Annotated in this window: 11 protein-coding genes and 2 tRNA genes; 12 read left to right on the forward strand and 1 reads right to left on the reverse strand. The window is 51.2% G+C overall.

What is annotated here, in order from left to right:
- Positions 1–45 precede the first annotated feature (45 nt).
- From uvrB to ACJJI0_RS01185, 12 genes are all read left to right on the forward strand, one after another.
- On the forward strand, positions 46–2052 hold the full coding sequence (gene uvrB / locus ACJJI0_RS01130; protein WP_444884299.1) for an excinuclease ABC subunit UvrB: 2007 nt from the start codon (positions 46–48) through the stop codon (positions 2050–2052).
- 150 nt (positions 2053–2202) lie between these two features.
- Positions 2203–2279 (forward strand) — tRNA-Val (locus ACJJI0_RS01135).
- Positions 2280–2386: 107 nt separating this feature from the next.
- A complete protein-coding gene (gene thrS / locus ACJJI0_RS01140; protein ID WP_252082365.1) occupies positions 2387–4315 on the forward strand; it encodes a threonine--tRNA ligase in 1929 nt (642 codons plus the stop codon).
- A gap of 27 nt (positions 4316–4342) precedes the next feature.
- Positions 4343–4882, forward strand: a complete 540-nt coding sequence (infC, locus tag ACJJI0_RS01145) for a translation initiation factor IF-3 (RefSeq protein WP_252086004.1) — start codon at positions 4343–4345, stop codon at positions 4880–4882.
- A 146-nt stretch (positions 4883–5028) separates the two neighbouring features.
- Positions 5029–5223: a 50S ribosomal protein L35 gene (gene rpmI / locus ACJJI0_RS01150; RefSeq protein ID WP_020413351.1), complete on the forward strand. Its 195-nt coding sequence runs from the start codon at positions 5029–5031 to the stop codon at positions 5221–5223.
- A gap of 36 nt (positions 5224–5259) precedes the next feature.
- Positions 5260–5619: a 50S ribosomal protein L20 gene (rplT, locus tag ACJJI0_RS01155; protein WP_252082363.1), complete on the forward strand. Its 360-nt coding sequence runs from the start codon at positions 5260–5262 to the stop codon at positions 5617–5619.
- Positions 5620–5823: 204 nt separating this feature from the next.
- On the forward strand, positions 5824–6837 hold the full coding sequence (gene pheS, locus ACJJI0_RS01160) for a phenylalanine--tRNA ligase subunit alpha (protein WP_252082361.1): 1014 nt from the start codon (positions 5824–5826) through the stop codon (positions 6835–6837).
- 131 nt (positions 6838–6968) lie between these two features.
- Positions 6969–9344 carry a phenylalanine--tRNA ligase subunit beta gene (gene pheT / locus ACJJI0_RS01165; RefSeq protein ID WP_444884300.1) on the forward strand — a complete coding sequence of 792 codons (2376 nt, stop codon included), beginning with the start codon at positions 6969–6971 and terminating at the stop codon, positions 9342–9344.
- Between the two features lie 130 nt (positions 9345–9474).
- Positions 9475–9780: an integration host factor subunit alpha gene (gene ihfA, locus ACJJI0_RS01170; protein WP_108733837.1), complete on the forward strand. Its 306-nt coding sequence runs from the start codon at positions 9475–9477 to the stop codon at positions 9778–9780.
- Positions 9761–10129: a MerR family transcriptional regulator gene (locus ACJJI0_RS01175; RefSeq protein ID WP_152452791.1), complete on the forward strand. Its 369-nt coding sequence runs from the start codon at positions 9761–9763 to the stop codon at positions 10127–10129. The genes ihfA and ACJJI0_RS01175 overlap by 20 nt, the downstream gene beginning before the upstream one ends.
- A 114-nt stretch (positions 10130–10243) precedes the next feature.
- Positions 10244–10320 (forward strand) — tRNA-Pro (locus ACJJI0_RS01180).
- A gap of 492 nt (positions 10321–10812) precedes the next feature.
- Positions 10813–11211 (forward strand): hypothetical protein, encoded by a 399-nt coding sequence (locus ACJJI0_RS01185; RefSeq protein WP_444884301.1) that lies wholly within the window; start codon positions 10813–10815, stop codon positions 11209–11211.
- A gap of 1131 nt (positions 11212–12342) precedes the next feature.
- Here ACJJI0_RS01185 and ACJJI0_RS01190 read toward each other — a convergent pair.
- Positions 12343–13221 (reverse strand): CPBP family intramembrane glutamic endopeptidase, encoded by an 879-nt coding sequence (locus tag ACJJI0_RS01190; RefSeq protein WP_444884302.1) that lies wholly within the window; start codon positions 13219–13221, stop codon positions 12343–12345.
- Between the last annotated feature and the right edge of the window lie 794 nt (positions 13222–14015).

Consider the following 14015-nt stretch of genomic DNA (forward strand, 5'->3'; position numbering starts at 1 on the left):
TACAATCCGCTGTTGCATGAACGATTGAGTGGTTGAGGGAAGTGTATGGAGTCGCGACCTTTTAAGGTGGAATCTAAGTATCAGCCTGCCGGGGATCAGCCGCTGGCGATCGAGCAGTTATCCGAGGGTATAGATGACGGCTTGAGTCATCAAACACTGCTAGGGGTTACCGGCTCAGGTAAGACCTTCACGATGGCGAATATTATCGAGCGCTTGCAGCGCCCGGCGATAGTGATGGCTCACAACAAAACGTTGGCAGCTCAGCTCTATGGCGAGTTCAAAGAGTTTTTCCCCAAGAATGCCGTCGAATACTTTGTTTCTTATTATGACTACTATCAGCCCGAGGCCTATGTTCCCTCCTCGGATACTTTTATTGAGAAAGATGCATCGGTAAATGAGCACATTGAACAGATGCGCCTTTCCGCCACCAAGGCACTGATAGAGCGGCGTGATGTTGTGGTCGTTGCCACGGTATCGGCTATTTACGGTCTGGGTGATCCTGATAAATACCTAAAAATGGTATTGCACTTGGATCGCGGCGACCTGGTGGATCAGCGCACAATTTTACGCAGGTTGGCGGAGTTGCAATACACGCGCAATGATGCTGATTTCCGCCGCGCAACTTATCGTGTGCGCGGCGATATTATTGATATCTACCCGGCCGACTCCGATTTAGAGGCGGTACGCCTGTCTCTGTTTGATGAAGAGATTGAAGAGATCACCTTGTTTGACCCGCTTACTGGAGAGCAGTTTAAGAAAGTTCCCCGGGTTACCATCTTCCCCAAGAGTCACTACGTTACCCCGCGTGAGACCATTGTCAGCGCTATTGATGAAATCAAAGATGAGCTGCGAGTACGTCTGGAGCAGTTGCGCGGTAATAACAAGTTATTGGAGGCGCAAAGGTTGGAGCAGCGCACCCGCTACGACCTGGAAATGATGCAGGAGTTAGGATACTGCAATGGTGTGGAGAACTATTCCCGCTACCTCTCCGGCCGCAATGCTGGCCAGCCGCCCCCCACGCTATTTGACTACTTGCCAAACGATGCACTGCTATTTATCGATGAAAGCCACGTAACCGTGCCACAAATCGGCGGCATGTATCGCGGGGATAGATCGCGCAAAGAAACTTTGGTGGAGTATGGTTTTCGCCTGCCTTCTGCCCTGGACAATCGCCCCCTCAAGTTTGAAGAGTGGGAACACCTGGCCCCGCAAACGGTATTTGTTTCGGCAACGCCTGGGCCCTATGAAGCCGATCACGCTGGGCAGGTGGTCGAGCAGGTGGTGCGGCCCACAGGGCTTGTTGACCCGGAAGTGGAAATCCGCCCGGCCCAAACCCAAGTTGATGATGCGCTCTCTGAAATTCACCGCTGCGCGGAAGCGGATCAGCGAGTGCTGATTACCGTGCTGACAAAGCGGATGGCAGAGGACCTGACTGAGTATCTGGAGGAGAATGGGGTGCGGGTACGCTACCTGCATTCCGATATTGATACCGTTGAGCGGGTGGAGATTATCCGTGATCTTCGTATTGGTGAGTTTGATGTGTTGGTGGGTATTAACTTGCTGCGAGAAGGACTGGATATGCCTGAGGTGTCTCTGGTGGCGATCTTCGATGCTGACAAGGAGGGTTTCCTGCGCTCTGATCGCTCCCTGATCCAGACTATTGGGCGTGCGGCGCGCAACCTTGAGGGGCGGGCTATTTTATATGCGGACAAAGTAACCGGCTCCATGGAGCGCGCGCTTGAAGAGACCCGTCGACGCCGGGAAAAACAAATTGCTTTCAATAAAGAGCATGGCATTACACCGAAAGGGATTCGCAAAAGCGTTGCGGATATTCTTGAGGGCGCTGTGGCGCCCGGTGTGCCCAAAAGTAAGCGTAAGGTGGCAGAAGGGAAGGGTACCTATAAGGTTGATGACAAACCGATGTCCGATAAGCAGCGCTGGGCGCGAGTTGCTGAGCTGGAGAACCAGATGTATGAGCACGCCAAAAACCTGGAGTTTGAATCTGCAGCGAAGCTGCGAGATGAGATTGCCCACCTGAAGGAGGTGGAATAGTTTAGTTGGGGGCGGCTTTTTCGGCTGCCCTCACCGCCACGGCAACTTAAAGCAACTCTGTAAAAAGTTCAGTAAGTTGTTGAAAACACTGAAAAGCGGTGCTAAAGTTCGCGCTCTTCGCAGCACTGGGTTCCCCCGCTGCAGAGTTCTAGACCCGTAGCTCAGTTGGTTAGAGCGCTGCCTTGACATGGCAGAGGTCAGCGGTTCAAATCCGCTCGGGTCTACCATCTTCAAAAGGATGGTTACCCATCTGAATCAATAGTTCCATGAACCACTTCATGGATAGTTTCATGCGGTCTTTGGTAGGGATCGCCACTGAGAGAAAGGACAAACAATGCTCGTTGTTACTCTCCCCGATGGTTCTCGTCGAGAATTTTCCGCTCCGGTTTCCGTGCATGACGTAGCCGCAGATATCGGTCCTGGCTTGGCCAAGGCTGCACTTGCAGGCGTAGTCGACGGCAAAGAGGTTGATACCAGCTATGTCATCGATCGCGATGTCAATCTGGCCATCATCACCGACCGTCAGCCCGAAGGCCTGGAAGTCATTCGCCACTCCGCTGCACACTTACTGGCGCAGGCAGTTAAGCAGCTGTACCCGACGGCCCAGGTCACTATTGGCCCGGTTATCGAAGATGGCTTCTACTACGACTTTGCTTACGAGCGTCAGTTTACGCCGGAAGATCTCGAGAAGATCGAAGAGCGCATGGAAGTGCTGGCCAAGGAAGATATTACAGTCAGCCGCCGGCTTATGCCCCGTAAAGAAGCGGTGCAATACTTCCGTGATATGGGTGAAGAGTACAAGGCCGAGATTATCGACAGCATCCCCAGCGACGAAGATATTTCTTTGTACCGCCAGGGCGATTTCGAAGATCTGTGTCGCGGCCCCCACGTGCCCTCCACTGGCAGACTGAAGGCGTTCAAGCTGACCAAGGTGGCTGGTGCTTACTGGCGCGGTGATTCCAGCAACGAGATGTTGACCCGTGTCTACGGCACCGCCTGGGCCAACAAGAAAGAATTAAAAGCCTACCTGCGCCGTATTGAAGAGGCAGAGAAGCGCGACCACCGCAAGCTGGCCAAGAAATACGACCTCTTCCATATCCAGGAGGAGGCGCCCGGCATGGTGTTCTGGCACCCAAATGGCTGGACTATTTACAGTACTGTTGAGCAGTACATGCGCCGCCGTCAGCGCGAGTTTGGTTACAAAGAAATCAAAACCCCACAGCTGGTGGATTTCAGTCTATGGCAGAAGTCTGGCCATGCGGATAAGTTTGCCGATGACATGTTTACGCTCACCAGTGAAGAGCGCCAGTTTGCCATCAAACCTATGAACTGCCCCTGTCACGTGCAGGTGTTCAATCAAGGTTTGCGCAGTTATCGCGACCTGCCGCTGCGTTTGGCGGAGTTTGGCTCCTGCCACCGTAGTGAACCTTCCGGTTCCCTGCACGGTCTGATGCGCGTGCGCGGCTTCGTGCAGGATGATGGTCATATCTTCTGTAGCGAAGATCAGATCCAGTCAGAGGTTTCTGACTTTATGGATCTGCTGCACTCCGTGTACAAAGACTTCGGCTTTAATGATGTTATTTACCGTCTCTCCACTCGCCCGGAGAAGCGTGTAGGTTCCGATGAGAGCTGGGATAAGGCAGAGAAAGCCCTGGCCGATGCGCTGGATGCCGCGGGCCTGCCGTGGGAAGAGCTGCCAGGTGAAGGCGCCTTCTACGGGCCCAAGATCGAATTCTCCCTGAAAGACTGTCTCGGCCGGGTATGGCAGTGCGGTACCATTCAGGTGGACTTCTCTATGCCGGGCCGTCTGGATGCGCAATATGTTGCCGAAGATGGTTCGCGTCAGTCCCCGGTGATGTTGCACCGTGCAGCCTTGGGTTCCTTCGAGCGCTTTATCGGAATTCTGATCGAGCATTACGAAGGCGCGTTCCCCACCTGGCTGGCACCACAGCAGGTGGCGATCATGAATATTACCGATCGTCAGGCCGATTACTGTCGTGACTTGGAGGCCCGCCTTGGTTCGCTGCAATACCGCGCCAGTGCTGACTTGAGAAACGAGAAGATCGGCTTTAAAATCCGCGAGCACACGCTCCAGCGTGTCCCTTATCTGCTGGTCATTGGCGATAAGGAAGTAGAGAGCCAGACGGTTGCCGTGCGCACCCGCAGCGGTGAGGATCTGGGAAGCATGACTTATGAGTCTTTCCTTGAGATTCTCGAGCAGGACGTCAGTCGCCGCGGCCGTTTGTCCGAAGATAATGCATAACAACTTGGCAACTGGGAGACCATAGCTATTAAACGAGACACTAAGGGACGGTCCAAAAAGGCCCGCATAAACGATCAGATTGAAGCGTCAGAAATCCGCCTGATTGGCGCTGATGGCGAACAGGTAGGCATTGTCTCCCTGAATGAAGCGCTGGAAGCTGCACAGCAGGCTAGCTTGGATCTCGTTGAAATTGCCCCGGACTCCACGCCGATAGTCTGTAAGATCATGGACTACGGCAAGCACGTATTCGAAGCTAAGAAAGCTAAGAATGCCGCCAAGAAGAAGCAGAAGCAGCAGCAGATCAAGGAAATGAAATTCCGCCCGGGCACCGATATCGGTGACTACCAGATCAAGCTGCGCAACCTCATCCGCTTCCTGGAGGCGGGTGACAAGGCCAAAGTATCCCTGCGCTTCCGTGGTCGTGAAATGGCTCACCAGGAGCTGGGTATGGAAATGATGCAGCGCATCGAAAAAGACCTGGAAGAGCTGGCCATTGTAGAGCAGCGACCAAAGATGGAAGGTCGCCAGATGCTGATGGTTCTCGCTCCCAGCAAAAAGAAAAAGTGAGGTTTGGGGAAGCGATTCCCGGAACCTCCTTTGAGAAGTGATTGGGCGACGGCTGCCTCCTCACTCTCACCGTGCCGATGGCTCAGGTTGTCGGCAGATACTAAAGGTGCCTGTTATGCAGGCGAATATTCACTTTGGAGTACAAAATGCCGAAAGCAAAGACTCACAGTGGCGCTGCCAAGCGCTTCAAGAAGACGGCTGCGGGCTATAAGCACAAGCACGCTAACAAGAGCCACATCCTCACCAAGATGACCACGAAGCGTAAGCGTCAGCTGCGTGGCACCCAGACTATGAACAAGTCTGATGCCGGTCTGGTCGATCGTATGCTGCGCGCCAAGTAATTGGCCCAAATCGCAAAGGTTTAAGAGGATAGAGTTATGGCCCGTGTAAAACGTGGTGTAGAGGCGCGTCGTCGTCACAAGAAGATTCTGAAGCAGGCTAAAGGTTACTACGGTGCGCGTTCACGCGTATTCCGCGTTGCCAAGCAGGCAGTTATTAAAGCTGGTCAGTACGCATACCGTGACCGTCGCGTTAAGAAGCGTAACTTCCGCGCTCTGTGGATTACCCGTATTAACGCCCAGTCCCGTGCAGAAGGCCTGAGCTACAGCCGCCTGATCGCAGGTCTTAAGAAAGCGGAAATCGCACTGGATCGCCGTGTACTGGCTGATCTGGCTGTTTACGATAAAGCCGCTTTTGCTGCCGTAGTTGAAAAAGCTAAGGCAGCCCTGGCAGCGTAAGCTGTCACTTCAGTTGTAAAACTGAATACTTAAAATAGGGAAGGGCTGTAGCGGCCCTTCCCTATTTTTTTATGGGGTTTCCGCTATTTTTTACCGGTGGCGGTGCCAGGGGAGCCCCCGCGGTGCAAATGCACCGGCAAAAACAAGCACAAAACTAGGGCCAATCGGCCTCAATCGAAGTTGGATTCAAACGGGAACAGTTCGATGCAAGATTTGCAGTCCCTCACCGAGCAGGCAATGGAGCTGGTGGAGAAGGCCGATGGCCTCGCCGCACTGGATCAGGTGCGTGTTGATTACCTGGGCAAAAAGGGCCAGCTGACGGCACTGCTGAAAGGCCTGGGCAAGCTGTCTGCTGAGGAGCGCCCGGCTGCGGGTGCCAAGATCAATGAAGCCAAGCAGCAGGTGCAGGAAAAAATTAATGCGCGCCGCACTATGCTGGAACAGGCAGCCATCAATGCCAAGCTGGCTGAAGAGACCATTGATGTCACCCTGCCAGGGCGTGGTGAAGAGCAGGGCAATGCTCACCCCATCACCCGCACCTTAAAGCGTGTAGAAGATTTCTTTGCGGGCATCGGATTTACAGTTGAGAACGGCCCGGAAGTCGAACAGGACTACTACAACTTCGAAGCCCTGAATATTCCCGCGCACCACCCAGCGCGCGCGATGCACGACACTTTCTACGTGGACCCCACCACCGTACTGAGAACACACACCTCTTCCGTGCAGATCCGCACCATGGAGAAAAAGTCTCCGCCGCTGCGCATTATCTGCCCGGGCCGCGTATACCGTTGCGACTCCGATGTGACCCACTCGCCCATGTTCCACCAGGTAGAAGGCTTGGTAATCGGCGAGAACATCAGCTTTGCGCATCTGAAAGGCACCATCGACCAATTCCTGCGCGCCTTCTTCGAAGCGGAAGTGCCGGTGCGTTTCCGTCCGTCTTATTTCCCATTCACCGAGCCGTCTGCAGAAGCGGATATCCAGTGCACCGCCTGTGGTGGTGAAGGTTGCCGCGTATGTTCCGGCACCGGCTGGCTGGAAATTCTCGGCTGCGGCATGGTGCACCCGAACGTGTTTGCCGCCTGTGATATCGACAGCGAAAAATACTCCGGCTTTGCCTTCGGTATTGGTATCGAGCGCCTCGCCATGCTGCGTTACGGCGTTAACGATCTGCGCTTGTTCTTCGATAACGATCTGCGCTTCTTGAAACAGTTCTAGCCCAGTGAGAGCGCGAATGGCTGAGGCGGTTCGCAGTAGCAATCGAATTGTGGAGGCCCGGGTGGCGAAATAAATACCCCGGGCGAAATGCGCACCAAGTTGCGCTGACGGAATACAGAAAGAGATCAACTATGAAAATCAGCAACTCCTGGTTGCGGGAATGGGTAAACCCGAAACTCACCACACAGGAACTGGCCGATCAAATCACCATGGCCGGTCTGGAAGTGGATGGCATAGAAAAAGTAGCGGGTGAATTTTCCGGAGTGGTTGTGGGTGAGATTGTCGCCTGTGAACAGCACCCGGATGCGGACAAACTGCGCGTCTGTAAAGTGGCCGGCCACCCCGACGGTGAAATGCAGGTGGTGTGCGGTGCCCCCAACGCGCGCGTTGGAATCAAAATTCCTTTTGCTCTGGTAGGCGCCAAGCTGCCGGGCGATTTTAAAATCAAAAAAGCCAAGCTGCGCGGTGTAGAGAGCTTCGGCATGCTCTGCGCACAGACCGAACTGGAGCTAGGCGAAGACAACGACGGTATCTGGGAGCTGCCAGAAGACGCACCCACCGGTACCGATCTGCGCGAATACCTGCAGCTCGATGACGAAACCATCGAAGTGGATCTCACCCCGAACCGTTCCGACTGCCTCGGTGTTGCCGGTATCGCTCGCGAAGTGGGCGTACTGAATCGCTGCGCCGTTCAGGGCCCGGAAGTTGCCACGGTACCCCAGCAAATTGACGAGAGCCTGCCCGTATCCTTGCTGGCGGAAGCGGCCTGCCCGCGTTACGTAGGTCGTGTCATTCGCAATATCGATATCAAAGCCGTAACACCTCTGTGGATGCAAGAGCGTCTGCGTCGCAGCGGCCTGCGCAGTATCGATCCGGTAGTAGATGTGACCAATTACGTACTGCTGGAACTGGGCCAACCCATGCATGCCTTCGACCTGGAGAAACTCTCCGGCGGTATCAAGGTGCGTATGGCAGAAGCCGGCGAAGAGCTGACCCTGCTGGACGGCCAGGAAGTGAAGCTACAAGAAGGCACCCTGGTGATCGCCGACGAAGAGAAGCCTCTGGCCATGGCCGGTATTATGGGTGGCTTGGATTCTTCCGTTACCGAAGGTACCCAACATATCTTCCTGGAGAGCGCCTTCTTCAGCCCGCTGGCGATAGCCGGTAAAGCCCGATCCTACGGCCTTCACACCGATTCCTCTCACCGCTTTGAGCGCGGCGTAGACTACCACCTGCAAGAGAAAGCGGTTGAGCGTGCTACCCAACTGCTACTGGATATCGTTGGCGGTGAGCCAGGTCCGGTACACGTGCGCGAGCTGACTGAAACTATGCCCGCCGAGCGCCATATTACCCTGCGCCGTGCGAAAGTAGAGTTGGGCCTGGGTATCAAGCTGGCCGATGACGAAATCGTCGATATTCTTACTCGTCTGGGTCTGGAAAAGATTGATCAGAATGACGAAGGCTGGACCTTCCTCGCCCCCAGCTTCCGTTTCGATATCGCCATCGAAGCCGATCTGCTGGAAGAGCTGGCCCGTGTTTACGGTTACAACCGTATCCCCAGCGAGAGCTTTACTGCCGAGCTGGAAATTGCCCCGCGCCCGGAGAGCACCATTGCCCAGGACAATCTGGAGCAGACCCTGCTGAGCCGCGGCTACTACGAAGCGATCACTTTCAGCTTTATCGATAGCGACAGCGCCGCCCTGTTTGACCCGGAAGCTGACCCAGTGGCCCTGCAAAACCCAATCAGCGCCGAGCTGGCGGTGATGCGTACCACCTTATTGCCGGGCCTGTGTAAAGCCTTGCAGTACAACCTCAATCGCCAGCAAAACCGCGTGCGCATTTTTGAAACCGGCCTGCGCTTTGTACCTGGCGCGGAACTGCACCAGGAGCAGATGATCGCTGGTCTCGCCTACGGTAACCGCTTTGCGGAAAACTGGACTGGCAGCAAAGACAGCGTAGATTTCTACGACGTGAAAGCCGACGTGGAAGCCCTGCTGGCTCGCACCGGTGTCGCCGATGAATTCCGCTTTGTTGCCGGTCAACACTCCGCACTGCACCCCGGCCAAACCGCCAAGATTATGCGCGGCGACCGCGAAGTAGGGGTTATCGGTGCCCTGCACCCGCAGCTGCAGAAGAAGCTGGATCTGGCCAAGCCGGCCTTCGTATTCGAGCTCAGCCTGGAAGCGATCGGCCAGGGTAAAGCCCCGGCATTCCGCCCGCTGTCCAAGTTCCCGGAAGTGCGCCGCGATCTGGCCCTGCTGATCGACGCCGATGTTCCCGCCGCCAGTTTGGTGGAAGCTGCCACCGAGGCCGCCGGTGAAACCTTGACGGACCTCAAGATATTTGACGTCTACCAGGGCAAAGGTATTGATTTAAATAGAAAAAGTGTCGCTTTGGGGTTGACGTTTCAGCATTCGTCGCGCACCCTTAATGACGAAGAAATCAATGCCGCTGTAGATGCGGTGGTCGGTAAATTAGAAGAAAAATATAACGCTAGTCTGCGCTAACAGGGCATGATGCTCTCGGTGTGCAGACTGAATTGCACCCCGAGAGCGTCTGCTTCCGGGTTGAAAGCCGCCGCGGTTTGGGCCGCTTCCGATCTGGAGTCGACGCCTCTGAATCAATTGGTAGGATCCAATGACAGAGGCACTGACCAAGGCCGGGCTCGCCGAGAAGTTGTACGAGGAGCTGGGCTTTAATAAGCGCGAAGCAAAAGAGATCGTCGAGTATTTCTTCGAGGAAATCCGCAATGCGCTGGAAAGCAACGAGCAGGTCAAGCTCTCGGGCTTTGGCAATTTCGACTTGCGAGACAAAAGCCAGCGCCCCGGTCGCAACCCCAAGACCGGCGAGGAAATCCCCATCTCAGCCCGCAGGGTAGTCACCTTCAAACCAGGGCAAAAACTCAAGACACGAGTAGAGGAACATGCTGGAACCGAGCAATAATGCTCAGCTACCTGCAATCCCCGGTAAGCGCTATTTCACCATTGGTGAAGTGAGCGAGCTGTGTGCCGTGAAGCCCCATGTACTGCGCTATTGGGAGCAGGAATTCCCACAGCTGAAGCCCGTTAAACGCCGCGGCAACCGCCGTTACTACCAGCACCAGGACGTTATTATGGTGCGTCAGATTCGTGCGCTACTCTATGAAGAGGGCTATACCATTGGAGGAGCCCGCCAGCAGATAGAGACCGGTAGTGAGCGGGCAGAAGTGGTGCAGTTACAGCAGGTGCTGCCGGAAGTGATAGCGGAACTCAAAGATGTGGTGGCCCTGCTGGATGGGAGAAAGAATTTCTAAAAAACTGTAAACCTGGGCTTGCAATCCAGCCGCACTCAGGTATGATTCACGCCACATCGAGACACGATGTCTTTAAAAATCAATCACTTAGCGAAGTGAGCGATTTTTCAAAATCGGAGCGTAGCGCAGCCTGGTAGCGCACCACACTGGGGGTGTGGTGGTCGTCGGTTCAAATCCGGCCGCTCCGACCATACATATCGTTGCATAGCAACGGCCAAGAAACCCGCTTTTTAGCGGGTTTTTTTGTGGCTGGGGTTTTCAGTAATTTAGCTGGAGGAAATGTCAGTTGCTACCCATACGGTGCATCTCTTTAAAAAAATTGAGGAGAGAAAAAAACAATATTTTTCCGCAAGGCTTGATAGTCATCAATCTCGTCAAGTTGAGCTAGATCTAGAGGCCGAGTTGTTTCTAGTCGCTAATGGCCTCGAGCTTGGCCCATCAATATGTTCTACAGGTGTCCAGAAATTATCCGGTAAATGGCGCTAGAAGCTAATAAATAGTGGCTGGCGGAAAGCTTCCGCTCCCTCAATGTTGCAAATTATCTGCAGCGCTGGATGTCCCACTAAAGAATTAAAAAAATAGAGAGTTATAAAAATATGTACGTAAAAAGTTTCGTTTTGGTCGCAATAGCCATATTTACTTCTGCCTGTGCTAGCCGGTACCTAGAACCGCAGGAGGGTGAGTTGGCCGCTTTGGAGATGCCAGTAAAACACGTAAAGGTAGGTATCGGAGCAAATTCGTCAATTTATCTTTTTGCAATTAAGGAAGAAGGATCCAGCTGTGGAAAAGTTTTCAAACCGCTGGAGCCTAAAAATCGGGGAGATAAAACAGTTACCGTTAACATTCCAGCTGATCGAGAAATATTTGTAGCTAATTCTTCAAGCATAGGGAGCTATTCGTTTTGTAATGTTGCTGGTTCATTTAAGTCAGCTCAAAATAAGAATTACAAGCTTACTTCAGCGCCAATTTTTGGTGGCTGTGGTATCGTGTTGTTTGAATTGGATGGTGACAAAGTTAAAGCCGTAGAATTGGATGATGCAAAACTTGATAATTTAACTGGAACAAAAATTTGTGCTGGATAAAGGCCTGAAAAAATATACTAAGAGAGGCACTTTTTCGCCGCAAATTTTGTGTCGGATACTTCAAAAGCCACTATACCTAAAGAGCCTTTTAGATAAGCGTCATGGCCAAGAAAGTAGTTGAGTCAGGTATTAAATAAGAAGATTACCGAAAATAGAAAGAAACCCAAAATCTGAAAACATAGGAAAGTTTATGGGGTGTGTCGATTGCTGCGTTAATTGAAATTTATCTAACTTTGGAGGTTTCCTGTGCCACTTCAGAAATATTTTTCCTATTTTGGATTGAGTTATTCCAGGGATAGTTCTTGGTGGTTTTGTTAGTCTGGCAATAAGTGCGCACAGCATGAAGCAAATTCAGGGCATCCAAAGATCAAGAAAGGTATTACAATAATTAGATTTCTGCCTGATCATGGTTATTAAAGGGTAGGAAAAGCACGGTTATTCTGAATATCTAAGTCATCTTGGAAATACTGAGCTTCAGTACGCGGGAGGAATGGGAATTGGTGTGTGAATTTAGAATACTTAACCTTGTTGAAATTAGGAGGGAGGCTACTGGCAATCACGCATATCCTTTGTCTTCAAAAAATCGCAGGCTTATCGAATCATCTCATCTGACCCTAAGAAGCCTTTAAAGCGACTTTCAAAATTCCGCTTGAGATAAAGCCAGTTCATACATGAGATGCCAAGCTACTCTAGGATAGGAGGCGTGTTTTCGGAAGTTCAACCTCATTTTCTGGGATCTAGGTGACGGCTACTCTAGTCCACTAGCTCAAAGTAGTGATCCAGCTGAAAGAGGTAGCTCTTTCGGCACATTCAAATACTCACCACTGACAAACAGAGGTAGATCTTTGGGCTGCTCACCTGAGAATGCTACGTAAACGCGCTGTTGAATAGAAGCTCAAGTAGAGTCTTAAGGCATTTTGGCGAAGATATAGAGTTCCGGTCCGCATCAAGCGAACACCCTCTGCTACCCTAGAAATTGAATATTCTTACTCAGAGACTAGGGTCGGAGCGTTTTTCTTGAATTACGGCTTAAAATACCTACATGTATCTTTTGTTGTTCGCTTGGTAGTTTTACCATCTTAGCGTAGTGTCCAGAAGGATCAGACCACTACATATATCTCCGCTATCATGTCAAGAGCTTTGTGGAGACAATAAGGTACTCTTAGGCTGAATAGAGCCGAACTCTTGTTGACCTTTTCTCCAGAAATAGATGCTTGTACAAAAAATTACTACAGGCAGAACCACTCCAAACTCATTGATATACCAACCTGAATCTGTGTTTTGCATGGTCAAGGGATTGAAAAATTTTTGAATAAATGCATTGTGGCTCATGTGAAAGATTACGGCCGGCCAAACACTATTACTTCTTAATCTTATGTAGGTTATGATGACTGACATAGACATTAAACCTAGTGTAAAGAAAAATAATTGGTAGCCGAGAGGTACCGTTTCATTCCCATAAACGCCTGCTATCATCATGGGCCAATGCCAAGCTGCCCATATAAATCCAGAAATTAGTGCAATCCCGGGGAAGGACATAAGTTTCGAAAGTTCAGGTACAAGTAATCCTCGCCATCCAATCTCTTCTCCTAGAACTCCAGGCAGTAATAATACAAAGCTGATAGTTGCAGTAATTAAGAATCGGAAAATAATCACATTGGAGTCACTCCAGTTGTCTACCTTATACCCATCTCTAAGTGCTGTAACGTATTCTGAGTTGTACCACTCTCCAAAACCTAAGCCCCATATAATGAGGTAGGCAACTGCTACATAAGCTAAAGGTACTAAATAGCTTAACCATTGATACTTCCAGCTTCCCCAAGGCCAGCCCAGGGATTCCAGGCTTTTCTTGAAGATCAGGCAGGTTATAATCGTAGCAAGTCCAACTGAAAGCATTAAAGGTACTGCACTCTCCATATGGAAAATAAGCCAGTATCCGATGGGATAAAGGCATGCTGTGAGGGTTAAAAAAACCGCGATAATCTTGAGTGAACTCAGAGATTGTTTCATCTGGATAGTTAACTCCATGTTATTTATAAAAAACACTAATCTGTAGTACGTCTTTATGTAAAGTAGAGCACGTTTTATGCTGCCATTGATTCAAAATCACGAAAGACACAACTCAAGGTGTTGGCTTGCAAAACCCTGCTACAAGGTTAGGTGAAATTCATATTCCCTAAATCAATATTACAAATGCAGAGAGCAAAATCTCTCAACTGTCCTTACGCTCAATGTTTGCTGAGTCTTTCATTGGCTTTGCTTGTATGCTGAGTTATGGGGATCTCCTTAATTTGATTAATCACTCATTGCTTTAACCTGAGTTGCAATGAGCAACTGAGCTTATCAGGAAGAACATTGTGTTTTCATGTAAATTCGGTCAATAGAATTCTGTGTGAGATGTGTAGTAGGCAATACTGAGCACCCAAATAATGGGGAGAGATATGACAAATATCTGTTTTTGAGGCTCTCTAACTCTCATTTAGCAGTAAAGGACGTGAAATGCAGAGAATTTGCAATCAAGTCCCGGAGAATTTGTTTATAGACTGAAAGTCGGCGATCATGTCGTTGAGTAATTGGGGAAAGGCTAGATTAGCAGGGAATAGCTGAAATGCAATGCAGGTAGTTACCTATGCTGTGTATCCAAGGTTTATTAAGCTCGCCTGAAGTCTACTGGCGCTAGCAAGTCTCTAAAGTGTCCGGTTGATATATAGCCCCTGCTTGGGTGAGATACCAAGTCACTTGAGGGTAGGAGGCGTTTTTCTTCGATACGGACTCATTTCCTGGGCCGCTAAATGTCGGCCACA

This window comes from Microbulbifer mixtoriginis (SeqCode) (assembly GCF_052466695.1).